The sequence below is a fragment of the Micromonospora sp. CPCC 206171 genome (assembly GCF_036906755.1).
In the GTDB taxonomy this organism is placed as follows: domain Bacteria; phylum Actinomycetota; class Actinomycetes; order Mycobacteriales; family Micromonosporaceae; genus Micromonospora; species Micromonospora purpureochromogenes.
The window spans coordinates 19,339-43,150 of the sequence record NZ_JBAKHT010000015.1 but is presented as its reverse complement, the minus strand read 5'-3'; the positions used below and the strand labels follow the sequence as shown (position 1 = coordinate 43,150).

General features: G+C 71.8%; 20 protein-coding genes and 1 pseudogene. 9 read left to right on the top strand and 12 right to left on the bottom strand.

Features of this window, described 5'->3' with window-relative positions; genetic code table 11:
- Window positions 1-26 precede the first annotated feature (26 nt).
- The 7 genes and pseudogenes from V6U89_RS18225 to V6U89_RS18195 all read right to left on the bottom strand — a co-directional run bounded on the left by V6U89_RS18225 (window position 27) and on the right by V6U89_RS18195 (window position 7,943).
- A complete protein-coding gene (locus V6U89_RS18225) occupies window positions 27-698 on the bottom strand; it encodes a TcmI family type II polyketide cyclase (RefSeq protein ID WP_334572437.1) in 672 nt (223 codons plus the stop codon).
- Window positions 698-2,035, bottom strand: coding sequence for a cytochrome P450 family protein (locus V6U89_RS18220; RefSeq protein ID WP_334572436.1), 1,338 nt, complete (start codon window positions 2,033-2,035; stop codon window positions 698-700). Before V6U89_RS18220 ends, V6U89_RS18225 begins: the two co-directional genes overlap by 1 nt.
- Window positions 2,032-2,352, bottom strand: coding sequence for a putative quinol monooxygenase (locus tag V6U89_RS18215; protein WP_334572435.1), 321 nt, complete (start codon window positions 2,350-2,352; stop codon window positions 2,032-2,034). The genes V6U89_RS18220 and V6U89_RS18215 overlap by 4 nt, the downstream gene beginning before the upstream one ends.
- The gene (locus V6U89_RS18210) at window positions 2,349-4,625 is read right to left on the bottom strand and encodes an FAD-dependent oxidoreductase (RefSeq protein ID WP_334572434.1); all 2,277 of its coding nucleotides are present in this window, start codon (window positions 4,623-4,625) and stop codon (window positions 2,349-2,351) included. Before V6U89_RS18210 ends, V6U89_RS18215 begins: the two co-directional genes overlap by 4 nt.
- Window positions 4,626-5,139: 514 nt before the next feature.
- Window positions 5,140-5,907 (bottom strand): annotated as a pseudogene (locus tag V6U89_RS18205) (AfsR/SARP family transcriptional regulator); the annotation flags it as partial.
- A 335-nt stretch (window positions 5,908-6,242) separates the two neighbouring features.
- Window positions 6,243-7,037, bottom strand: coding sequence for a S1 family peptidase (locus V6U89_RS18200; protein ID WP_334572433.1), 795 nt, complete (start codon window positions 7,035-7,037; stop codon window positions 6,243-6,245).
- A gap of 135 nt (window positions 7,038-7,172) precedes the next feature.
- Window positions 7,173-7,943: a FadR/GntR family transcriptional regulator gene (locus V6U89_RS18195; RefSeq protein WP_334572432.1), complete on the bottom strand. Its 771-nt coding sequence runs from the start codon at window positions 7,941-7,943 to the stop codon at window positions 7,173-7,175.
- A gap of 185 nt (window positions 7,944-8,128) precedes the next feature.
- Between V6U89_RS18195 and V6U89_RS18190 the strand changes: the two genes are divergently transcribed.
- The 8 genes from V6U89_RS18190 to V6U89_RS18155 all read left to right on the top strand — a co-directional run bounded on the left by V6U89_RS18190 (window position 8,129) and on the right by V6U89_RS18155 (window position 15,766).
- Window positions 8,129-9,370 (top strand): ABC transporter substrate-binding protein, encoded by a 1,242-nt coding sequence (locus V6U89_RS18190; RefSeq protein ID WP_334572429.1) that lies wholly within the window; start codon window positions 8,129-8,131, stop codon window positions 9,368-9,370.
- 77 nt (window positions 9,371-9,447) lie between these two features.
- Window positions 9,448-10,392 (top strand): carbohydrate ABC transporter permease, encoded by a 945-nt coding sequence (locus V6U89_RS18185; protein ID WP_334572428.1) that lies wholly within the window; start codon window positions 9,448-9,450, stop codon window positions 10,390-10,392.
- A complete protein-coding gene (locus V6U89_RS18180) occupies window positions 10,389-11,204 on the top strand; it encodes a carbohydrate ABC transporter permease (protein ID WP_334572426.1) in 816 nt (271 codons plus the stop codon). Before V6U89_RS18185 ends, V6U89_RS18180 begins: the two co-directional genes overlap by 4 nt.
- 7 nt (window positions 11,205-11,211) lie before the next feature.
- Window positions 11,212-12,360, top strand: coding sequence for a galactonate dehydratase (gene dgoD / locus V6U89_RS18175; RefSeq protein ID WP_334572425.1), 1,149 nt, complete (start codon window positions 11,212-11,214; stop codon window positions 12,358-12,360).
- 2 nt (window positions 12,361-12,362) lie between these two features.
- Window positions 12,363-13,001 (top strand): bifunctional 4-hydroxy-2-oxoglutarate aldolase/2-dehydro-3-deoxy-phosphogluconate aldolase, encoded by a 639-nt coding sequence (locus tag V6U89_RS18170; RefSeq protein ID WP_334572423.1) that lies wholly within the window; start codon window positions 12,363-12,365, stop codon window positions 12,999-13,001.
- Window positions 12,998-13,951, top strand: a complete 954-nt coding sequence (locus V6U89_RS18165; protein WP_334572422.1) for a sugar kinase — start codon at window positions 12,998-13,000, stop codon at window positions 13,949-13,951. Before V6U89_RS18170 ends, V6U89_RS18165 begins: the two co-directional genes overlap by 4 nt.
- A 23-nt stretch (window positions 13,952-13,974) precedes the next feature.
- Complete coding sequence (gene manD / locus V6U89_RS18160) at window positions 13,975-15,204, top strand: D-mannonate dehydratase ManD (protein ID WP_334572421.1); 1,230 nt, start codon at window positions 13,975-13,977, stop codon at window positions 15,202-15,204.
- Complete coding sequence (locus V6U89_RS18155; protein WP_334572420.1) at window positions 15,194-15,766, top strand: gluconokinase; 573 nt, start codon at window positions 15,194-15,196, stop codon at window positions 15,764-15,766. The genes manD and V6U89_RS18155 overlap by 11 nt, the downstream gene beginning before the upstream one ends.
- Window positions 15,767-15,849: 83 nt before the next feature.
- Here the strand turns inward: V6U89_RS18155 and V6U89_RS18150 are convergent, their stop codons facing one another.
- The 5 genes from V6U89_RS18150 to V6U89_RS18130 all read right to left on the bottom strand — a co-directional run bounded on the left by V6U89_RS18150 (window position 15,850) and on the right by V6U89_RS18130 (window position 23,072).
- Window positions 15,850-17,883, bottom strand: coding sequence for an N-acetylmuramoyl-L-alanine amidase (locus V6U89_RS18150; RefSeq protein WP_334572419.1), 2,034 nt, complete (start codon window positions 17,881-17,883; stop codon window positions 15,850-15,852).
- A 128-nt stretch (window positions 17,884-18,011) separates the two neighbouring features.
- Window positions 18,012-19,652 carry a RecQ family ATP-dependent DNA helicase gene (locus V6U89_RS18145; RefSeq protein ID WP_334572418.1) on the bottom strand — a complete coding sequence of 547 codons (1,641 nt, stop codon included), beginning with the start codon at window positions 19,650-19,652 and terminating at the stop codon, window positions 18,012-18,014.
- A 79-nt stretch (window positions 19,653-19,731) separates the two neighbouring features.
- A complete protein-coding gene (locus tag V6U89_RS18140) occupies window positions 19,732-20,589 on the bottom strand; it encodes an ABC transporter permease (RefSeq protein WP_154936666.1) in 858 nt (285 codons plus the stop codon).
- A complete protein-coding gene (locus tag V6U89_RS18135; RefSeq protein WP_334572415.1) occupies window positions 20,586-21,599 on the bottom strand; it encodes an ATP-binding cassette domain-containing protein in 1,014 nt (337 codons plus the stop codon). The genes V6U89_RS18140 and V6U89_RS18135 overlap by 4 nt, the downstream gene beginning before the upstream one ends.
- A gap of 255 nt (window positions 21,600-21,854) precedes the next feature.
- Complete coding sequence (locus V6U89_RS18130) at window positions 21,855-23,072, bottom strand: ROK family transcriptional regulator (protein WP_334572414.1); 1,218 nt, start codon at window positions 23,070-23,072, stop codon at window positions 21,855-21,857.
- Window positions 23,073-23,125: 53 nt separating this feature from the next.
- Here V6U89_RS18130 and V6U89_RS18125 point away from each other — a divergent pair, with 53 nt between their 5' ends.
- Window positions 23,126-23,755, top strand: a complete 630-nt coding sequence (locus V6U89_RS18125) for an HAD-IA family hydrolase (RefSeq protein WP_334572566.1) — start codon at window positions 23,126-23,128, stop codon at window positions 23,753-23,755.
- The last annotated feature ends 57 nt before the right edge of the window (window positions 23,756-23,812 follow it).

The following is a 23,812-nucleotide window of genomic DNA, read 5'->3' as shown; positions in this document are numbered from 1 at the left end:
CGTCACGGCGACCGCCACCGAAGGGGTCAGTCCTCGGCCTGCCAGCGGTAGAACTCCTTGGCCACCGAGTCCTCCGGCCCCCGCCAGGTCTCCGGGTTGTACGGGCTGATGAAGGGACTCAACTCCGCCATGATCTTGGCGAACACCGGCTGCTCGTGGTCCTGCCCCGCAGCCTCGGCTACCGCCGCGTCGGTGCGTTCCAACAGGTGCACGTAGACGTCGTCGATCGAGTACAGCCAGCGCCCGGTGACGCCGAGCTGGACCGGCAACGACCCGGCGTCGGACTCGCCGAAGATGCGCGCGACGTCGGGCTCCGCGCCGGGCTTGATCCGTCCGATGATGACCGTGAGGTTCCGGCCGGCCGACTCCGGCGCCGGGTTCTCCGGCTCCCAGCTGTAGAACTCCTTGGCGACGGAGTCGGAGGGGTTCTTCCAGTATTTCGGGTACGGCGTCACGTAGGGCGCGATGGCCTCGGCGATCTTCTGGAACGCCGGCAGTCCCCGGGTCTGGCCGGAGATCCGCGGGTCCTCCCTGCGTTCGATCACGTGGATGTAGAGGTCGTGGAAGGACAGCAGCCGGCGCCCGATCACGCCGAGGTCCTGCGGTCGGGTCGACTTGTCGTAGTAGCCGAAGACATCGCCGACGATGTCGTCGCTGCCCGGAACCATGTGGCAGACGATCACGTTTCGGAAGACCATTACCGCTCCTCGGGTGTGTGGACGCGTGATTGCGTGGACGGTGATCTCTGGCTGCCGATCGGGGACGGCGCTCCCGCACCCCCGCCGATCGGGGACGGCGCCCCTTCACCCCCGGCGGTGAACTCGACCGGAAGCTCCAGCAGGCCACGGAACGGCGACCCGGCCGGCAGCCGGCGCAGCTGAGAGACCGGCACGCCGAGCCGCAGGTCCGGTAGCCGGCGCAGCAGCGCCTCGATGGCGATCTGTGCCTCCATCCGGGCCAGTGAGACCCCGAGGCAGTAGTGGACGCCGTGGCCGAAGCCGATGTGTGGGCCCCGCACCCGGCGCAGGTCCAGCCGGTCCGGGTCGGCGAAGTTGGCCGGGTCGTGGTTCGCCGCGTTGATCACCACGCCGACGATCGACCCGCGCGGGATGCGGACGCCCTGGTACTCGACGTCCTCGGTGGCAATCCGGGGACTGGCCACCGGCAGCGGGCCGTCGAACCGCAGCAGCTCCTCGATGGCCGAGGGCAGCAGCTCCGGCTTGGCGCGCAGCAGGTCGAGCTGGTCGGGATTGGTCAGCAGCGCCACGGTGGCGTTGCCGAGGAAGTCCGCGGTGGTCTGGTGCCCGGCGAACAGCAGCAGGAAGGTGGTGGTGACGAGTTCGGGTTCGGACAGCTGTCGGCCGTGTTCGCAGGCGTCGATCAGCGCGCTGATCATGTCGTCGCCGGGGTGCGCGCGTTTGGCCTGGATCAGGTCGACGAGATAGTGGTGCAGCCGGAGCTGGGCCTCCTGCACGGCCGCCCGGTCCTCCTCCGGGCTACGGCCGGACGACCCGGACGTCCTGATCACCTGGGTCCAGTCGAGGACCCGCTCGTGGTCGGTCTCCGGGATGCCGAGCAGGTGGCTGATCACCATCATCGGCAGCGGGATCGCGAAGTCGTGCATCAGCTCGGCCTGGCCCTGCGGGGTGATCTTGTCGAGCAGGTTGTCCACGATCTCCGCCACCCGGGGCCGCAGGGCCTCGACCCGACGCGGCGCGAACGCCTGGGACACGATCCGGCGCAGCCGGGTGTGCTCGGGCGGGTCCGCGTTGAGCATGTTCTTGTTCAACGCCTCGGAGTTCGGCCCGAAGATCCGCAGGTACTCCTGGCCCGGGCCGTAGAGGTCCTTGGAGAGCCGGGGGTCGATCAGCGCGGCCTTGGCGTCGTCGAACCGGGTGATCAGGTACGAGTCGAACCGCGGCGAGCTGATCGGGCACACCGGCTTCTCCGCCCGCAGCCGGGCGAAGGCGGGATAGGGATTGGCGGCGAACTCGGGGGTGTAGAGCTCCGACGCGGGTACGGCGTCCTCGGTCATCGCGACTCCTCGGGCTCGCTGCGTACGCTGTGCAGAACCTGGTAGGTGTGCCGCTGCGCGGATTCGCGAAGTTCGCGGATCAGCTGCAGCAGCCGGTCCCGGTGCTCGCTGCGGCCGAAGGCGTCCAGCCGTTCGCGGTCCGCCCAGTCGCTGATGATCAGGTAGCTGCGCGGGTCGTCGGCGTCGCGCACCAGGTCCTGCTTCAGGCACCCGTCCAGCGCGCGGATCTGCTCCGCCGCCGAGCGCCACTCCGCCTCGAACCGTTCCTCGCAACCCTCCTTGGTACGCATGGCGAGCACGGTGCGTACCGTCGTCATCGCGCGCCTCCGAAGACCAGTTGCAGGTGCTTGCCGAGCGCGTCGGCGTCGATCGGCTGGCTGCGGAACCCGACGTGCCCGTCCGGGCGGATCAGGTAGAGGCCGCTGCCGTCGACGCCGTACGTGGCGCGGAACCCGCCTTCGGCGTCGTGCACCACCGGCGGATCGAGCAGCGACGGCACCGGGGCGTCCGGGCTGAGCAGCAGGTAGATGTCGACCTGCCCGGAGGTCTGCCGGCGGACGTCGGCGCAGAGCTTGCCCAGGGCGGTCGACGCCGCCAGGTCGGCGGATTTGTCGGCGTAGAGCAGCAGGGTGTGCCGGGTGCCGTGGGTGAGCTCGTGCAGGCGCAGCGGGTGCCCGACGCCCCGCCGGTGCAGTCCGCCGACGTCGGGAGCGCGGTCGCCGGGCCCGGGGCCGGCGCGCAGGGCGTCGGGGGCGGACAGCGACTCGCCGACCAGGGGGCTGTCCGCGTAGCTGAGCAACATGGACATCTCCTGCAGGAACTGCCGCTTCAGGTCGTCGCGGTCCAGTTCGTCGGTGAAGGCCAGCCGCACGGCGCGCCCGACGATCTCCTCGCCCTCCGGGCGCCGTTCGGTCTCGTAGCTGTCCAGCAGCCCGGGTGCGGCGATCCCGCGTACCGCCAGGGCCAGTTTCCAGGCCAGGTTCCAGGCGTCCTGGATGCCGGTGTTCATGCCCTGGCCGCCCGCGGGCGGATGCAGGTGGGCCGCGTCGCCGGCAACGAACACCCGGCCGTCGCCGTACCGGTCGACGATGCCGTGGCTGATCCGGAACACCGACGACCAGCGCAGGTTCGACGCGCGGGTGCCGGGCGGGGCCAGCCGGTCCAGCGCGACCTGGAGGTCGGCGAGGGTGGGTTCGGCGAGTTCCTCGCTGAATCCCGGCGGGGCGTCCTGCCCGCCGGTCTGCGCGAAGAACCGGGGCGGCGCGAGGGTGGCGATCCGGTACCGGGACTCGCCGCGCAGCGGCACGCAGACCAGCATCCCGTCCATCTGGCCGTCGGTCTCGTGCATGAACCGGAGCAGGTGGCCGTCGGGCATGTCCCAGTCCACGTCCACGTCGCAGAGCATGAACAGCTGCGGGAACCGGCCCAGTCCGCCGGAGAACGTCAACCCGAGCAGCTCGCGGACCTTGCTGTGCGCGCCGTCGCAGCCGACGAGGTACTTGGCGCGTACCGTCTCCTCGCCGGCGGCGGTCGCGAGCGTGGCCAGCACGCCGTCGTCGTCCTGGGTGAACGCGACCAGCTCGGCGCCGCGCTGCGGGCGTACGCCGAGGGTGGCCAGCCGGTCGGTGAGGATGCGCTCGGTCTCGTACTGGGGCAGGCCGAGGTGCGCATAGGGCAGCTCGGGCAGCTCCCAGCTCATCTGGTGGGTCTGCACCCCGTTGACGAACACCATGTTGCCGGTCAACCAGATCCCGGCGTCCATCGCCTCGCGCACGATGCCCTGGCTCTCCCAGATCTCCATCGTGCGGCAGTGCACGCCGATCGCCTTGTCGGCCTGCCCCGGCGGGGTGGCCCGCTTCTCGACCACCCGGCACTCGATGCCGCGCCGGGCCAGCTCGACGGCGGCGGTCAGCCCGGTGGGCCCCGCTCCGACGATGAGTACGTCCGTTGTCGTGTGCACGTCGATCTCCTTGCCCGTACTCGGTTCTCGCCTGGTGTCGGGATGAGCCGCGCTGTGGAACAGGCGGCGCCGGAAGTCGAGGAGGAACGGCGCGATCGGCCCGGCCTCCTCCTGCGCGTGTGCGGGGTTGCCGATCCAGCGGAAGAACTCCGCCTCGCTACGCCATTCGGCGAAGATGTGATGGACGTCCGAGCCGGGCTCGCGCAACAGGTCCTCGCGCAGGTAGCCGGGCACTCCCGCCATCCGTGCCTTCACCTCGGCGTAGCCGCGGGTGAACTCGGCGAGCCGGGCGGCCGGCACGATGACCTCGACGTCCACGAAGATGCTCCGCCCCGGCCCGCCGTGCTCGCGCATCACCCGGTAGCTGTCGGCCGAGGGCGGCTCCCGCAGCGGGCGGACGGTGGCGGAGAAGCGCGCGGCGACCGGCCCCTTCTCGTAGCCGCGCAGGGCCGACTCGTCGGCCCACTCGGTGACGACGACGAGCGAGCGCGGGTCGTCGGTGTCGAGGAGCAGGGCCTGCCCGAGGTTGCCGGGCAGCTCGCCGACCTGCCCGGCGACCGCTCGCCACGCGGCTGCCACGGCGTCCTCGCAGCCCGGCCGCGCACGGATTCGGCACATCGTCCTGATCATGGAAGCTCCTTCGACGGCCTCGGCGCGACGGTGCGGCGGTGGCACCTTCGGGGAGGGCGCGCGTCGGCCGTTGCCGGGCGGGAGTCGCGAGCGGTGAGCGTTCTGCGGGTCATCACGGATTCCTTCCTGGGCCCCGCGGAGGTGTTCCTCGGCCGGTCCGCCGGCCTCACGGTCGGGACGACGGCCGGCGCGCGTCCTTCCTCGACCGGTCGCCCGGACCGAACGGAGGCACTCCCGGCTGCGCCGGGTGACAGGACCCGGCCAACGGCACCCGGACCGCGACGCCGTCGTCCTGCGACCTTGCCGGACCTCGCGTCACCCCGCCGTCACCGGCGACCGGCGCCGGGTCCGGCCGCGGTGACGGGGCGGGGACGGGCCCGCGGAGCAGTGGCCCCCGCGCCGGCGGGTGGCCCGCCGTCGGCGCGGCGAGCAGGTCCGCCGGGCCGGGGTGGGCGCGCACGGTGGCGCGGTCGCCGGCCGGGCCGGGCACGAGTCGCGGGACACCCCGCGCCCCTGGGACCGGGCCCTGCCTCGGCCGGTCGTGCGACGCGAGCACCTCGCTGATCAGCGCACGCATCGCCGCCGACGGTTCCAGCTGCAACTCGCGCCGCAGCAGGTCGCGGTAGACGAAGTAGGCGTGCAGCGCCTCGCACGCGTTGCCCTCGGCCAGGTGCACCTGGACCACCAGCCGGTGCGGGGTCTCCCGCAGCGGTTCGGCCACCATCGCCTCGAGCGCGGCCTGCAACGCCTCCCCGTGCTCGCCGGCGCGCAGGTGGGCCCGGGCCATCTCGTCGAGCAGGTGCAGCCGCAACTGTCTGAGCCGTTCCCGCTCCAGCAGGACCCAGTCGTCGTACCAGCCGGGCAGCAGGTCGTGGCGCCCGGCGGCGAGGACCGCCGCCGCCGGCCGGGGATCGCCGCCCTGGCTCACCCGGGCGTCGGCCCGGGTCAGCTCGTCGACGTCCACGTCGACTGTCGGGTGCAGCCGGACGGTGTCGCCGTCGGTGATCACCGGGCAGGACGGGTCCCGCCGCAGCCGCCACAGCGCGGTCCGCAACGAGGACAGGGCGCGCTCCTCCGGCACCTCCGGCCAGAGCAGGCCGGCCAGTTGGGCGCGCGTCGCCCCCGGGCGCAGCCCGATCAGCGCGATGGTGCGTTGCAGGCCGCGCGGCACCACCACCGGCCGCCTGCTGTGCAGCAGCCGGAAGCCGCCGAGCAGCAGGAGGCGGATCGTCGGCTCGGCGTCGGACACCGGCTGTGCTGCGCTGCCCGCTGCCGTGGACAACCGTGTGCTCTTGTCACAGTTCACGATCGACTCCCTGCACCGGGGACCATGGGCGGCGAAGGCCCTGTCCGAGACCGACCGCCGGCTGGACCGGTGAAAGTGGGTTTCGGGTGGCCCGTGGCTCGCTCGCCTCAGCTGGAAGTCTGCGCAAATCGGCGTCACCCCAGCGTCACCGCGCGGCGGAATCTGTGCGTCTCCTGTGACAGTCCGGTGACACCGCACCGGTGACGGCACGCCGGCGGCCCGGCTGGTCGTCAGCCGGGCCGCGAGGGGTCGTACGGTCAGCCGCCGAGACCGGCGGCGGCCGGTCAGCCGCCGAGACTGGCGGCGGCCGGTCAGCCGCCGAGACTGGCGGCGGCCGAGGCGATCGACGAGGAGAAGTAGCTCACCTGGGTGTAGACGCCGGGGTAGTTGGGCCGGGCGCAGCCGTTGCCCCAGCTGACGATGCCGACCTGGATCCACGCGTTGCTGGCGTCGCGGCGGAACATCGGGCCTCCCGAGTCGCCCTGGCAGGTGTCCGTGCCGCCGCCAGCGTACCCGGCGCAGATCTCCTCGGCGACGATGATCTGGCCGCCGTAGTTGGCGTCGCAGGTGGCGTCACTCACGAACGGCACGGTCGCCTTGAGCAGGTACCGCTGCTGGGAGCCGCCCTCTCGGGCCGCGCCCCAGCCGGCGACGGTGAAGGTGCCGTTGTCGTAGGCGGTCGTCGTGGCGATCGGCAGGGTGCTCAACCCGGTGACCGGGGTGGCCAGCCGGATCAGCGCCCAGTCCTTGCCGTTGCCGTTGTAGCCGGGCGCGCGGTAGACGTAGTTCGACCGGACGGTGATCCGGCTGGACGACTGCAGGTCGACCACCCCGAGCGTCGCGGTGATGCTGGTGTTGGTGCCCGTGCGGCCCACGCAGTGCGCGGCCGTGAGCACCAGTCGCGGGCTGTACAGCGCCCCGCCGCAGCCCATCGAGAGTCGCACCATGAACGGGAACTCTCCCTGGGCGGCGCGGGTGCCGCCGACGACGTACGGGGTCGGCGTGGGCTGGGCCCCGGCGGCGGGCGCGGCGAGGGTGAGGCTGCCCGCGGTCACCGCGGTCAACGCGGCGGCCAGCAGGCCGGTGAGGGTGCGCCAACGAAGCATGTGGTCCTCCGCATTCCGACCGGCACGCCTCGTGAGGAGCGCACCTGATTCAGGGTTGCGGCCATCATATTGATGTCAGTCGATTGGACTGCCCTATCCGCTGGGTCATATCGCCGGCGGTATGGACGCCACGACTCAGCGGAGTGAGCCCTGGCCGGGCTCGCCGGCCTGCTCCCACATCGACTTCATCTCGTCGAACGCCTGCTCCATGATCCGCACCATGGCCTGCCGGGCCCGTTCGCCGTCCCGTCGCTGGATCGCCTGGGCGACGTCGGCGTGCAGTTGCAGCGCCTGCTGGTCCGGGTGGCGCGGCATCAGGTGGTAGTGGTGCCGGCCGGTGAGCACCTCGGCGACCAGTTCCTGGAGTTTCACGAACATCTCGTTGCCGGAGGCGACCAGCACCCGCCGGTGGAACTCGATGTCCAGGCTGAGGAAGCGCTCCTCGTCGCCGGCCTGCCCGGCGGCCCACATCTTGGCGGCGAGCCCGACCAGGTCGCTCGCCTCGTCGTGGTCGACGCGGGCGGCGGCCAGCCACGCGGCGTGCGGCTCGACGGCGGTCCGCAGTTCGGTGATCGAGCGCATCTGCGCCATGCGGCCGGCCGAGGCGAGTCGCCAGCGGATCACCTGCGGATCGAAGACGTTCCAGGCCCCGGCCGGTCGGATCATGACCCCGACCCGACGCCGGGTCTCGACGAATCCCATCGACGCGAGCACCCGCAGGACCTCGCGGATCACCGAGCGGGAGACGCCGTACCGCTCGACGAGGTCGTCGATGTTGAGCACGGATCCGGCGGCCACCTCGCCGCCGCAGATGGCGGTGCCGAGGTGGTCGAGAACGCGGGCGTGCAGCCCGGCCTCGGCAGGGGCGGGCGGGACGGGTGCGACCCCTGGGGAGGACTGATCCACGGCTCAGAGCATATCAGTTGGAGATCACCTCTTGAATAAGTCAGCTTTTTGGGCCTAGCATCCGGTCGTTAAGCGGACGTTACAACGATGTGGCGCTCCTCCCCCGGGCGGCGGCCACGACAGAAGGAGAGATGGACGTGCGGCGTCGATCGATATTCGGTACTTCTCTGGCCGTGGTTGCCGCCATGGGCCTGAGCGCGTGCGGCGGTGGCGGTGAGGACAGCGGTGCCTCCAAGACCGTCCGGGTGACCCTGGCCAACCACGTGTGGACGGAGAACATCAAGAAGGCCCTGCCCGAGTTCGAGAAGCAGACCGGGCTCAAGGTCGAACTCACCCAGCTCGGCGAGGACCAGCTCTCCGACCAGTACAACGTCAAGCTGAACGCCGGCTCCAGCGACATCGACGTGATGATGTACCGCCCCCTGCAGGAGGGGAAGCTGTTCGCCAAGAACAAGTACCTCGCCGACCTGTCCGACGAGGTCAAGTCCAACAAGGACTGGGACTTCAGCGACTTCCAGGCCGGCCCGGTGCAGGCCACCTCGTACGAGGGCAAGCCGGTCGGCGTTCCGATCATCACCGAGCAGGAGGTCCTGTACTACCGCAAGGACCTGCTGGCCAAGGCGGGCCTGACCGCCCCGCCGAAGACGCTCGACGAGCTCAAGGCGGCGGCCACGAAGATCAAGGCGGCCGACCCGAGCGTCGCCGGCTTCGTCGCCCGTACCGGCAAGTCGCCGGCGGTCACCCAGTTCTCCAGCTTCCTCTACAGCTTCGGCGGTGACTTCGTCGACAGCAGCGGCAAGGCCACCGTCAACACCGAGCAGGCCAAGCAGGCGTACGCGTACTACGGCGGGCTCATCAAGGACCAGGGTCCGGCGAACGTCAGCACCGACATGAGCTGGCCGGAGGCGATGGCCATCTTCACCCAGGGCAAGGCCGCCTTCTACACCGAGGCCAACTCGCTCTACAAGAACGCCACCGACCCGACCAAGTCGAAGGTCGCCGACACCGTCGGCTTCGCGCCGTTCCCGGCCGGCCCGGCCGGTTCGAAGCCCTACAACATCCCCTCCTGGGCGCTGGGCGTCAGCGACGGCTCGAAGAACCAGAGCAACGCCTGGAAGTTCGTCGAGTGGGCGACCGGCAAGGAGCAGACGCTCGCGCAGCAGAAGGCCGGCGTGCCGAGCGCGCGTACCTCGGTCTGGGCCAACCCGGAGGGCACCGCGTCCTACCCGAAGGACCTCGTCGAGGCCATCGCGGCCAGCACCAAGGACGGCATCGGGCACGACCGCCCGCTGGTCAACAAGGTCGCCCAGGCCCGGGAGATCGTCGGCCAGCCGATCGTCGACGCCATCGCCGGCAAGGACGCGGCGGCCGCGGCCGAGACCGCCAACGCGGCGTTCCAGAAGTTCCTGGACGACGAGGCCAAGTAAGCCGAGCGCGGGGTGGCGGCGCCGTCCGGCTCCGCCACCCTGACTCCCCCGCCCGGCCCGCCCACCCCGGAGATCTCATGGCAACAGTCACCACCCGCACCAGACCCCACGACGCCTCCGTCACACCCGACACGCCCGGCTGGGCCCGCTGGGCCAACGAGCATCGCAAGTGGCTCTTCGCGGCGCCCGCCATGGTGTTCGTCGCCGCGCTGATCGTCTTCCCGCTGGCCTGGACCGGCTATCTGAGCCTGACCGACGCCGAGGGTTCGGTGCGGGCCGAGTCGGAGTTCGTGGGCTTCCAGAACTACGTCGAGGTGCTCTCGGACACCGACCGGTTCTGGCCCGCCGTCGGGCGTACCGCCGCGTTCACCGTCGTCGCGCTGCTGTTCGAGGTCGTCCTCGGCATGGCCGTCGCGCTGCTGCTGTGGCGGCCGTTCAAGGGCCAGAAGTGGGTCCGGGTGGCCATCCTGATGCCGCTGGTCGCCACCCCGGTCGCGGTCGGCATGATGTGGCGGCTCATCTTCGACCCGAACATCGGTATGGCCAACCAGCTGCTCGGCTGGTTCGGCATCGGACCCCAGCCGTGGCTCGCCGGCCAGCACTCGGCGCTGCCCACGACGATCTTCATCGACGTGTGGCAGTGGACGCCGATGGTCGTGCTGATCCTGCTCGCGGGCCTGACCTCGCTCTCCGACGAGCCCCAGGAGGCGGCGCGGATCGACGGCGCGAGCAGCTGGCAGCGGTTCCGGCACGTCACCCTGCCGCTGGTGATGCCCACCGTGCTCGTCGCGATCCTGCTGCGCGGCATCGACGCGCTGAAGACCTTCGACATCCTCTACGCCACCAAGGGCCGCGGCGGCGGCTCGTTCCACGAGGTCGAGACGCTCAACGTGTACGCCTACGGCCTGAGCTTCGACTACAACGAGTACGGCATCTCATCGACGGTCCTCATCATCTTCTTCCTGATCATCATCGGGTCGATGTGGGCCCTGACGTCCCGCAGGAAGGAGGCGCAGCGATGAAGGCCCGCTCCGCCTACCGGATCTTCCGCTTCATCGCGCTCGCCGTCGTGGTGATCGCGCTGCTCGCACCGCTGTTCTGGATGATCGCCGCGTCGTTCAAGACCAACGTCGACATCTACGACACGGGCAAGGCGGTCGTCTTCTCGCCCACCGTGGACAACTACGCCAACGTGCTGAAGCAGGCGAACTACGTCCAGTTCATCGGCAACAGCCTCTGGGTGGCCTTCGCGGCCACCGCGCTCTCCCTGCTGCTCGGCGTGCCGGCGGCCTACTCGATGAGCCGCTTCAACATGCGCAAGTCGGCGCTGGTGGTGCTCATGGCGCGGGTCATCCCCGGCGTCTCGCTGCTGGTGCCCTGGTACTACGTCTTCTCCAACCTGCAGATGGTCGGCGGGTTCGGCGTGCTCGTCCTCAGCCACATGTTCGTGTCGCTGCCGCTGGTGGTCTACATCATGATGGGCTACTTCGACGGCCTCCCCCTCGAACTCGAGGAGGCGGCGCTCGTGGACGGGCTGACCCACATCGGCGCGTTCCGCCGGATCACGCTGCCGCTCTCGGTGCCGGGCGTGGCCACCGCCGGCATCCTGTCCTTCATCTTCTCCTGGAACAACTTCATGTTCGCCCTGGTGCTCTCCGGCGCCGACACCAAGACCCTGCCCGTCGCGATCTTCGACTTCGTCGGTTACGCCAGCATCGACTGGGGCGGCCTGATGGCGGCGGCCACCGTCGTCACCCTGCCGATCATGCTGATCGCCCTGTTCGTGCAGAAGTACGTCGTCTCCGGGCTCACCGCCGGCGCGACGAAGGGCTGAGGACACCATGACGACAATCGCCCGCATCGAGACGTTCCTCGTCGCCCCCCGCTGGCTCTTCGTCCGCGTCGAGACCGAATCCGGGATCGTCGGCTGGGGCGAGGCGACCTGCGAGGGGCGCTCCGAAACTGTCCGGGCCGCCGTCGAGCAGCTCGGCGAACTCCTGATCGGCCGGGACGCGTCGCGGATCGAGGACCACTGGCAGGTCATGACCAAGGGCTCGTTCTACCGGGGTGGCCCGATCCTGGCCAGCGCCGTGGCCGGCCTGGACCAGGCGCTCTGGGACATCGCCGGCAAGCGGTACGGGGCACCCGTGCACCAACTGCTCGGTGGGCCCGTCCGCGACCGGATCCGGGTCTACGGCTGGGTCGGCGGCGACGAGCCGAACGAGGTCCGCGACCACATCGCCGCGCAGGTGGCGGCGGGCCTGACCGCTGTCAAGATGAACGCCTCCGGGCGGATGAGCCCGATCGCGTCGGTCGCCGAGCTGGACGGGGTCGTCCAGCGGGTGGCCGCCGCCCGCGAGGTGCTCGGCGACGAGCGCGACGTCGCCGTCGACTTCCACGGCCGGTTCACCCTCGCCAACGCCCGCCGCGTCGCACCGCTGCTGGAGCCGTACCGGCCGCTGTTCCTCGAGGAGCCGGTCGTGCCGGAGAACTCCCACCTCATCGGCGACTTCGTCCGGTCCACCACCATCCCGGTGTCGACCGGCGAGCGGCTCTACAGCCGGCAGGAGTTCCTGCCCGTCCTCCAGGCCGGCATCGCGGTCGCCCAACCGGACCTCTCGCATGCCGGCGGCATCACCGAGGTACGCAAGATCGCCGCGCTCGCCGAGGTCTACGACGTGCAGCTCGCCCCGCACTGCCCGCTCGGGCCGATCGCCCTGGCGGCCTGCCTGCAGGTCGGCTTCGCCACGCCCAACTATCTGATCCAGGAACAGAGCATCGGCATCCACTACAACCTCGGCGCCGAGGTGCTCGACTACTGCCTGGACAAGACGCCGCTGACCTTCGTCGACGGGCACGTCGAGCGGCTCACCGCGCCGGGGCTGGGCATCGAGATCGACGAGCAGGCGGTACGCGCGGCCGACAAGCGCGGTCACGCCTGGCGCAGCCCGATGTGGCGGCACCGCGACGGCTCCTACGCGGAATGGTGACCATGACCCTCGACCTGACCACCGAACTCGCCGCGGCCCGCGTCCTGGCGGTCATCCGCGGCACCGACACCGCCGCCGCGATCGCCACCGGCATCGCCCTGCTGGAGGAGGGCGTCCGCGTCGTCGAGGTGGCCCTCACGACGCCCGGCGCACTGCACGCCATCGAGGCCATCCGCTCGGCCGCGCCCGCCGGAGCGCTGGTCGGCGCGGGAACGGTGCTGACCGCCGGCGACGTCGCCGACGTGCTCGCCGCCGGGGCGCAGTTCATCGTCACCCCGGCCGTCGTCGAGTCCATCCCCGAGGCGGTGCGCCGCGGACTACCGGTCGCCGCCGGGGCGCTCACCCCGACCGAGGCGTACACGGCCGTGCGGACGGGGGCGTCCGCCGTGAAGCTCTTCCCGGCGTCCGTCGGCGGCCCGGCGTACCTGAAGGCGCTGCGCGACCCGTTCCCGGACATTGCGTTCGTCGCGGTCGGCGGGGTGGGCCTGGCCGAGCTGCCCGCCTATCTGAGCGCCGGGGCGATCGCCGTCGGCCTCGGTGGCCCGCTGGTCGGGGACGCCGCCTCCGGCGGTGACCTCGACGGGCTGCGCCACCGGGCGCGGGCCTACCTGGCGGCGGCGGCCCGCCCGCCGGCCTCATGACCGCGGTCGACCTGCTCACCTTCGGCGAGGCGCTGGTGTCGCTGCGGGCGCCCGGCCCGCTGGCCGCCGGGGGCGCGTTGACCATGCACCTGGCCGGGGCGGAGTCCAACGTCGCGATCGGCCTGGCCCGGCTCGGGCACCGGGTCGCCTGGGTGGGCCGGGTCAGCGACGACGAACTGGGCGAGTACGTGCTGCGGCAGCTGCGCGCCGAGGGCGTCGGCGTGGACGACGTGACCAGGGATGCCGACCGGCCCGCCGGTCTGCTGTTCCTGGAACGGCGCACCGCCGACCTGACCCGGGTGCGGTACCACCGGGCGGGCTCGGCCGGATCGGCCCTGCGCATGGCGGACCTGCGCAAGCCGATCGCCGACGGCGCCCGGGTGCTGCACCTGACCGGGATCACCCCGGCCCTGTCCGACAGCGCCCGCGCGGCCACCCGGTGGGCTGCCGAGGCCGGGGCCCGGTCCGGGATGCTCGTCAGCCTCGACGTCAACCACCGCAGCCGGCTCTGGACGCGAGACGCCGCCCGCGCCGTGCTGGCCCCGCTGGCCGCCCACGCGTCGGTCGTCATCGCCTCCGCCGACGAACTGGACCTCGTCGGCGAACCGGGGTGGGACGAGTCGACTGTGGTGGCGGGCCTGCTGGCGCGCGGAGTGCAGACCGTACTGGTCAAGCTGGGCGCCGACGGCGCCCGGGCGTACACCCGCGACGGCGTGCGGCAGGTCGCGGCGGTCCGCGTGACCGCGGTGGACACCGTCGGCGCGGGCGACGCGTTCACCGCCGGCTACCTCTCCGGGCACCTCGACGGACTCGACCTGCCCGGCCGCCTGCGCCGCGCGGTGACCCTGGGCGCCTTCGCCGTCGCCGGGCACGGCGACTGGGAGGGGCTGCCCCGCCGCGACGAACTGTCCCTCCTCGACGGCCACGAGACCGGAAACACCCTTCGCTGAGCACCACCTGAGAAAGGCACCCCGTGAAGATTGTCGCAGCGGACGTCATCGTCACCAGCCCCGACCGCAACTTCGTCACCCTGAAGATCACCACGGACGACGGGCTCACCGGCCTGGGCGACGGCACCCTCAACGGGCGGGAACTGGCGGTCGCCTCGTACCTGGCCGACCACGTCGTCCCGCTGCTGATCGGGCGGGACCCGCACCGCATCGAGGACACCTGGCAGTTCCTGTACCGCTCGGCGTACTGGCGGCGCGGACCGGTGACCATGGCGGCGATCGCGGCCGTCGACGTCGCGCTCTGGGACATCAAGGCGAAGGCCGCCGGAATGCCCCTCTACCAGTTGCTCGGCGGCGCGTCGCGGACCGGCGTCATGGCGTACGGGCACGCCTCCGGGCGGGACATCCCCGAGCTGTTCGACTCGATCCGCAACCACCTCGAGCTCGGCTACCGGTCGATCCGGGTGCAGACCTCCGTGCCGGGGATCAACGCCGTCTACGGGGTCGCCGCGCAGCCCAGCCCCGACGGCAAGCGGTACGACTACGAACCGGCGCAGCGCACCCCCCTGCCGGCCGAGGAGGACTGGGACACCCGGGCCTACCTGCGCCACCTCCCCGGCGTCTTCGAGGCGGTACGCAACGAGTTCGGCCCCGAACTGCCGCTGCTGCACGACGGCCATCACCGGATGACCCCGATCCAGGCCGCCCGGCTCGGCAAGGACCTCGAACCGTACGACCTGTTCTGGCTGGAGGACTGCACCCCTGCGGAGAACCAGGAGGCGCTGCGGCTGGTCCGCCAGCACACCGTCACGCCGCTGGCCATCGGCGAGGTCTTCAACACGGTCTGGGACTACCAGACGCTCATCCGGGAACAGCTCATCGACTACGTACGGTCCGCGGTCACCCACACCGGGGGCATCACGGCCATGCGCAAGCTCCTCGACTTCGCCGCGCAGTACCAGATCAAGTCCGGTATCCACGGTCCGACGGACATCTCGCCGATCGGCATGGCGGCGGCGCTCCACCTCGACCTCGCCATCCACAACTTCGGCATCCAGGAGTACATGCAGCACGGGCCGCTGACCAACGAGGTGTTCCGGCAGTCGTTCAGCTTCGCCGACGGCTACCTCCATCCTGGGGAGCAGCCGGGTCTCGGCGTGGAGCTCGACGAGCGGGCCGCCGCGCGGTTCCCGTACACGGCGGCGTACCTGCCGTTCAACCGGCTCAAGGACGGCACCGTCCATGACTGGTGACGCGCGTCGCGCCCACGGCGGCCCGCGGCCGACCCGGCACGTCGTCGTGATGGGCGTGTCCGGTGCCGGCAAGACGACCGTGGCCAGGGGAATCAGCGAGCTGACCGGGCTGACCTTCGCCGAGGCGGACGAGTTCCACTCCGCGGCCAACGTGGCGCGGATGCGCTCCGGCGTACCGCTGGACGACGCGGCCCGCTGGCCCTGGCTACGCGATCTCGCCGCGTGGATGGCCGCCCGCCACGCCGACGGAGTGTCGACGGTGCTGGCCTGCTCCGCGCTGAAGCGGTCCTACCGGGACCTGTTGCGGCAGGGGCCGCCGGACCTGGACTTCGTCCACCTGGACGGGCCGGCGCAGGTGATCCGGGACCGGATGTCCCGGCGTGCCGGGCATTACATGCCGGCGAGCCTGCTGGACTCCCAGACGGCGATCCTGGAGCCGCTGCGCCCGGACGAGTCCGGCGTCGTCCTCGACGTCTCGCTGCCGCCGGGCGAGCTCGTCGCGGCGGCGGCCGCCCGGCTCGGCCTCGCGAGCACCGGAGCACCTGTCCCGCAGCTCGGGTAGGTCGGTCCGAATACCGCACCATCAGGGCCGTTACCCGCAGCTGCGCGGGTAACGGCCCTGATCGCGAAGTGCGCCCGGAACGGCTACCCGGACGCGCCCACCGCGGCGGGCAGGACGAGGACGTCGTCGAGGTTCGCGTACATCACCCGGTGGCCGAACTGGATCTGCACGTACCGGTTCGCGCCGCGGACCACCGTCCGGTCACCCGGCGCCGAGCCGTCGAAGGAGACCGCGCGGTAGTACTCGCCCGGCAGGACCCCGCCGAGGGCGTACCGCTGGCCCGCCGCGAAGGTGTACTGCAGCGGCGAGATCGGCTGGTACGGGATGGTGGCCGGGTAGGCGGCCCGCTCCGGGTAGGCCCGCCCGTACACCGGGATGGTGGCCCGGCCGGGCCGGGGCGTCACCACGAAGCCGGACGCCCACTTCGCCGTGGGGGCCGACGGCGGGTTGAGGAACCACGCCTTCTGGCCGAGGTACCAGATGGCGGTCCAGTCGCCCTGGACGCCGGCGAGGGCATAGGTCTGGCCGGCCGAGGCGCGGGCGCCGTGGTCGGAGATGTACATGGTGTCCGGCGTGCCGTTCGGCCGCAGCCCCCGGTCGTTGACCAGCGGCGCGTCGAGGCTGGGGGCGGTGCGCAGGATGACCGAGGAGGACCCGCGCAGTGGGCAGGGCACGGCCGGCGGCGGCGGCGTCGGCACGCCCGGCGGCTGCCGGTTGCAGCCGATGAAGGCCGGCTGGTTGGTGGCGTAGTCCGGGTCGATGGTGACCAGGCCGGTGTGCGGGGTGCCCGCCGACTGGAACGGCGCCTTCATCAGGTCGAAGTAGTGCGACCAGTCCCAGTAGGGGCCCGGGTCCCAGTGCATCCCGGCCACGTTCCCGGCGACGGTGCCGGGGACGTTGTCGTGGCCCAGGATGTGCTGGCGGTCCAGCGGGATCTGGAACCGCAGCGCCAGGTGCCGGACCAGCTTCGCCGAGGTCCGGTACATCGCCTCGGTGTACCAGGTGCCGTGACCGGCGAAGCCCTCGTGCTCGAGGCCGATGGACTTGGCGTTGACGTACCAGTTGCCCGCGTGCCAGCCGACGTTCTCGGCCTTGATGTGCTGGGCGACGTAGCCGTCCACCGAACGCAGCGTGTAGTGCCAGCCCAGGTAGGTCTTCGTCTGGACCAGCTTCACGCTCGGGCCGAAGTAGCCCTCGGTGTCGTGGATGACGATGTACTCGATCTTCTGCTGGGCCGGCCGGTCACCGAGGTCGTGGTTGCCGTAGTCGCCCGGGTTCGGGCCGTACTTCTCGTAGGGGGCGGGGATCCACTCGCAGGCGAGGCGGACCGGGCACTCCAGGCCGTCCGGCCGCTCGGCGCGGCGCAGCCCGAGCCGGTGCAGCCCGGACTCGTCCGGCGTCACCGCCCGGGCGGCGAGGGTCACCCGGTGGCCGTCGTCGGTCGTCCGGCTGGCGCCGAGGCCGAGCTGGTCGTACACCTCGTCGGCGAAGGCCGCCGCCGCGTCCGCGGTGTCCGCGCCGGAGTACCGGGCCACCGCGCCGTACCAGGCCGCCGGGTCGCTGCCGGCACCGTCGGGCCCGCCGAGCTGCTGCTGGTACGACGCCAGCAGCGCCGCGCCACCACGGATGTTGGCGGCGGCGTCGGTCCGCAGCGCCTCCTCGGGTACGCCGGTGAGGGCGGCCGCCGCGTCGAGCGTCTGCAGGGACGCCTGCGGCAGGGTGTCCCCGCTGGGCGCGGCCCCCAGCGCCGGGTCGACGGCCAGCGGGCGGGACTCGTCGCCCCGGGGGTCCTCGTCCTCGTCGACGTGGCCGCTGGCGGGGGCCGACGCGACCTGCGCGGCGTCGGTGAGGTGCATCGGCCCGTAGCCGCCGCTGGTGCTCGGCTGCCCGGCGTGGGTGTCCCACCGGGACTCCAGGTAGGACACGGCGAGCAGCACGCTCTCCGGCACGCCGTACTCGGCGGCCGCGGCGGCGTACTGCTGCTGCCGGTCGGCGGCTACGGCGGTCCCGGCGGGGAGCGGATCGGCGGCGACCGGCCCGGTGGTGAGCAGGGCGGTGGCTGCGGCGACGGCGGCAGCCAACAGGACACGTCTGCGTGGCACGGTGATGGGGCGCATCGAACCTCCAGGTGGGGCGGGGGCCACTGCACGCACACCCTCACCCCGGAGAACGGCCACTGTCAATAGCCTTCTTAGTAATCACCATCCATGAAAAATTCCTTCAATCGGTCGGCCCGGTGCCGCCCTCAGCGGCGATTCGCTTCGAGCGCCAGCAGGCCCTGCGCCTGCACGACGCTGACCGACAGAGTCTTGTAGCCCACATCGTCGAAGAGCACCGTCATCCGGTCCTTCTCGTACCCGAGGACCATGCCTGATCCCCATGTGGAGTGCCGCACGGTGCTGTGCAGTGGATACGGCCCGTCGTCCGGAAGCACCTCGGAGGTGCCGCCGTGGCAGTTGTCGCAGTGCCCGCACGGACGGCTCAACTGCTCTCCGAAGTAGCCCAGCAGCGACTGCATCCGGCAGCCCCGGCTCTCGGCGAAGCGGCGCATCATGTCGGTGCGGGAGCGCTGCCCGGCCTGATAGCGGGCGTACTCGGCCAGCGCCTCCCGAGCCGCCTGATCGGGCAGGGGCGCGTACGGAGCAACCGTGAGCTCGCCCCGGGGCCCCGTCGCCACCGCACCCACCTGCTCGAGCAGACTCAGGTGACCGGCGACCTTGCGCTGGCCCAGGCCGGTGGCCTTGGCCAGCGCGGTGCGCGTCAACGGGCCGTTGTGCAGGACGGCGGCGACCGTTCGCAGCTCTTCCAGTTCAGGCGCGCCGCCGTGGAAGAAGCGTTGCAGGGCGACGTCCTCGGCTCGGTAGAGCAGCAACGCCCGGGCCGGTTCACCGTCGCGCCCTGCCCGGCCGATCTCCTGCAGATAGCTGTCCGGCGAGTCGGGCAGCGCCACATGTGCCACCCAGCGGATGTTCGGCTTGTCGATGCCCATACCGAACGCCGACGTCGCGACCATGATCGGCACCCGGTCGGCGAGGAAGTCCTCGTGACGGCGGTGGCGCAGCCCGGCCGCCATGCCGCCGTGGTAGGCCTGCGCGGGAAAACCCGCCTCGGACAGCCGATCGGCGAGGTCCTCGGCGGCCCGCCGGGTCGGCACGTAGACGATGCCGGGCCGGTCGGCCTCCTTGAGCAGGGTGAGCAACCTGCGCCAACGGTAGTCCTCACTGGGGCAGTGCATTGCTGCCACCACAAGGTTCGGACGGTCCAATCCGGACAGCACCAGCCGCGGCTTGCGCATGCCGAGCCGCACCGTGATGTCGTCGCGCACCGGCGGCGATGCCGTGGCCGTCAGCGCCACGACCGGTGGGCGGCCCAGGTCGCGAATGAGGTGGCCGAGAGCCAGGTAGTCAGGGCGGAAGTCGTGGCCCCACGACGAGATGCAGTGCGCCTCGTCAACCGCCACCAGGGCCGGACGCAGCGCGCGGACCTCGGCCAGCCGCTGCGGCGAACTGAGCTGCTCCGGCGTGATGAACAGGAACCTCGCGGCACCCGAGCGCAGCTCCGCCAGCGCTGCCGCCTGCTTGCCCGGGCTCTCCGCGGAGCTGATCCGAACCGCCCGCAACGCCGGATCACCCCGCTCGTTGAGGTTGCCGATCTGGTCCTGCTGGAGTGCCAGCAGCGGTGAGATCACCACCGTGGGGCCGCGCAGCAGCGTGGCGGGAACCTGGTACACCGCGGACTTCCCACCCCCGGTGGGCAGTACCACCAGCGCGTCACGGCCCGCCAGCAGGGCGCGCATCGCGCGCAACTGCGTGGCCCGCAGCTTCTGCCAGCCGAAGTGTCGACGGGCGGCGCGGCGTAGCCGCAGAGAGCGAAAGATAGTCATCATCGCCGCGCATGCTAACCAACCGCCCGGACGGAACCGGACCGCCGGCGGCTTCGGTCCGGGATCGGTCCTCGCGTCAGGATCAGCGGCGGTTGTACCGGTACATGGTCAGGGTGCCGAAGACCACGACGAACCCGGCGCTCCACAGCAGCGTCCACATCATGCTCGACGCGTCGGAGGACCCCGACATCGCCGCGCGCACCGAGGCCACCAGCTGCGTGACCGGGTTGACCTTGACGAACGCCTGGAGCCAGCCGGGCATCGTGGCCGGTTCGACGAAGACGTTGCTCAGGAACGTCAGCGGGAACAGCACCATCATGCTGACGCCCATCACGGACTTCTCGCTGCGCAGGATCAGGCCGAAGAACGTCCACACCCAGGAGAACGCGAACGAGAAGACCACCAGCAGGCCGATCCCGGCCAGCACCCCGAGCAGGCCGCCGCCGGGCCGGAACCCCAGCGCCAGCCCCACGCCGAGGATGACCAGGGCCGCCAGGACGTAGCGCAGCACGTCGCCGAAGATCATGCCGACCAGCGCGGCCGGCCGCCAGACGGGCAGCGTACGGAAGCGGTCGAACACCCCCTTCTCGATGTCGGTGTTGAGGCCGACGCCGGTGTACATGGTGATCATCACGACGCTGGTCACCATGATCCCGGGCAGGAAGAACTGCAGGTAGTCCCGCGGACTGTCGGCGAGGGCGCCGCCGAACAGGTAGGTGAACATCAGCACCATGATGATCGGGAACGCCGTCACGTCGAACAGCTGCTCCGGCACGTGCTTGATCTTCAACATCGCGCGCCAGCCGAAGGTGAGCGACGCCGACAGCGCCGTCGGCCGGGGCGGTCGCGCGCCGGGCGCGAGCACGGTCCCCAGGGCCTCGGCGGACGGTACGTAGACGGCCGGGGCGGGCCCGGTCGTGGTGGTGGCGGTCTCGCTCATCGGGCTGCCTCCAGCTCGTTGTTCTGCTCGTCCACCGGGGCGGCGGGATGGTCGGTCAGGGCCAGGAAGACCTCGTCCAGGCTCGGCTGGCCGACGGAGAAGTCGTCCACGACGATGCCGGCGGCGGCCAGGTCACCGAGCGCGCGGGCCGCGTGCCGGCTCGCGTCGAGGTCGCTGCCGCCCCCACCGACCCGGGCCGTCAACGCGACCGGGTCGGCGTCGAGCTGCACCGGCACGCCCAGCGCCGCCTGCAGCACCTGCTCCGCCTCGGGCCGCTGCCCGGGGTCGCGCAGCCGCAGGTGGACGGTGCCGGAGCCGACCGACGACTTCAGCTCACCCGGGGTGCCCTCCGCGATCACCCGGCCGTGGTCGATCACCGCGATCCGGCCGGCGAGATGGTCCGCCTCGTCCAGGTACTGGGTGGTCAACAGCACCGTCGTGCCGTGCGCCACGACCGCCCGGATGATCTCCCAGACCTGGTTGCGGCTGCGTGGGTCCAGCCCGGTCGTCGGCTCGTCGAGGAACAGCAGGTCGGGAGTGTTCAGGATGCTCGCCGCGATGTCGATGCGCCGCCGCATGCCGCCGGAGTACTTCTTCACCTGACGGTCGCCCGCCTCGGTCAGGCCGAACGCGGCGAGCAGGCTCTCGGCACGTTCGCGGGCCGCCGGCTTCTTCAGCCCCAGCAGGCGACCGAGCAGCACGAGATTCTCCGTGCCGGTCAGATCCTCGTCCACCGAGGCGTACTGGCCGGTCAGGCTGACCCGGGAGCGGACCGCGTCAGCGTCGGCGACCACGTCGTGACCGAAGACCCTCGCGGTGCCGCCATCGGGGCGCAGCAGCGTCGCCAGCACCCGTACCGCCGTGGTCTTGCCGGCACCGTTCGGGCCGAGCAGGCCGTAGACCGTACCGGCGGGGACCTGGAGGTCGATGCCGTTGAGCGCCCGGGTCTCCCCGAATGCTTTGGTCAGGCCCTCGGCCTCGACGGCCGGGCCGGTGGTGCGTCTACTCATGATCTCAACCCTTCTCTCCCCCGTTCCGGACAGCGCCTGCCGTCGCACCGCGCGGACCCGACCGGCGGTGCCGCACGCGGGGACGCCTCGCGGCACCGTCACCGTGCTGAAGACCCGCGGAACCGGCCGACCGCGTGCAGGGGCGATTGAACGGCAGCCGTACGACACGAAATCGACCGGCGTGGCCGGCCACTCCGTCATACGCCTGGTGGATCGCCTTTTCAACGAGGCCGGGAGGGTGGTGGTACTCGGGGATCAGCCGGAAACCGTCGGGGCCACGTTCCCGGGTCGTGTCTCGAGGGTGCGCACCCATTCGGCGAGAGCGGCCTGGCCGGTGAGGTGGTCGAGCCCGACGATGGCGGCGCCGCGCAGCGAACCCTCGTCCCCGTGTGCGGCGTCCACGACGGACGGTGGGCGGGCGCGGTGCAGGGTCATCAGACCGTCGGCGTAGGCGGCGTCGAAGGCGTCGGCGGCGGCGTGCCGCAGGGCGGGGCCGAGTCCGCCGAGCGTGATCAGGTCGGGGTCATGGATGTTGGCCAGACCCGCGATGCCGCTGCCGAGGGAGGTCGCGACGGCCCGGACCGCCTGCCGGGCGCGCGGGTCCACGGCGCAACGGTCGAGCACCTGCCCGGCGTAGCGCCGCGGGTCGGCGGGTGGGGATTCGCCGAGGTGGCGGGCCAGGCCACGGCCGTCGACGTCGAGGTCCCAGCAGCCGCGGGCGCCACAGGGGCAGCGCTGTTCCCGATCGCCGAAGGGCAGGTGGCCGTACTCGCCGGCGGCGCCGTGCGCGCCCGTCACCGGTACCCCGGCGACGGTGAGCGTGCCGCCGATGCCGACCTCCAGGATCAGGTGCAGGGCGGTGCCGGCCGCGACGGCGGCGCCGGTGCGGGCCTCGGCGACGCCGGCGAGGGTCGCGTCGTTGCCGAGCAGCAGCGGCAGGTCCGTGCGGCCGGTGATGGTGGTGAGGTCGACCGAGCGCCAGCCGAGGGTGGCGGCCTGTACGAGGTGGCCGTCATGGATGGTGCCGGCGACCGCCAGCGATACCGCGCGCAGGCGCGTGCCGTACCGGTTCCGGGTCGCCTCGACGCTCTGCCGTACGGCGGCCAGCACGGTGGCCGGCTCGCGGGTGCGGTGGGAACGGTGCCCCACCTCGTGCAGCTGCCCGTCGACGGTCGCGACGGCGTGTCGCCAGTCCTCCTGCCGCAGGTCGACGGCGAGTACCACCGGCCCCTCGGGATGCGGTCGCAGGACGGTCGTGGGCCGGCCCCGTCCCCGCGCCAGCGCGGGTGTCTCGGTGAGCAGGCGCAGGTCCCGCAGCCGGGCGGTGATCTCGGTGGCGAAACCGCTGGTCAGCTGCAACTCGGCGGCCATGGCGGCCCGGGTGATGCCGGGACGCCGGTGCAGCGTGGCCAGCACCTGCGACGCGGTGAGCCAGCGCGCCGCCTCGGCGCGGTGCCGGGAAGGACTTGCCATGAGCGGGTCACACCACCTTATCCTCGCCGTGCGAGTATATTACGGAGGTGACCATGGACGTTTCGTCGGTCGGTGCGCTGCTGTTGGACATGGACGGCACTCTGGTGGACTCCGATGCCGCGGTGGAGCGGGCGTGGCGGGTGTGGGCGGCCGAGTACGGCGTCGACCCGGAGGCGGTGCTGGCGATCGCGCACGGCAGTCCCGCCGACCGCACGGTGCGTCGACTGCTGCCGGGCCTGGACGACGCCGCGGTGGCCGCGGCAGCGGACTGGCAGCTGGCGTTGCAGTACGACGATCTGTCCGACGTGACCGCCACCCGTGGCGCGCCGGCGCTGCTGGCGACGCTGGCGAGGGTCGGGCTGCCGTGGGCGGTGGTGACCAGCGCCGACAGCCGACTGGCGAAGGCCCGGCTCGGCGCGGCGGGGATCGACGCGCCGGTGCTGGTCACGGTGGAGGACGTCACGGTGGGAAAGCCGGACCCGCAGGGCTACCTGCGCGCCGCCGAGCTGCTCGACGTGCCGCCGGCGCGTTGCCTGGTCGTGGAGGATGCCGACGTCGGCCTGCGGGCCGGGCGGGCCGCCGGCGCGATGACCGCCGCGTTGAAGGGGCTGGACGGCGACCTTCGCCTCGATGACCTGGGCCAGCTGGCGGAGCTGCTGGCCGGGGCGGGTCCGCGTCCGTAGTGGCGTGGCGGGTGGGCTGAGCCAGGCTTTCCAGCGGGCACCGGCGTCCCCGCCGGC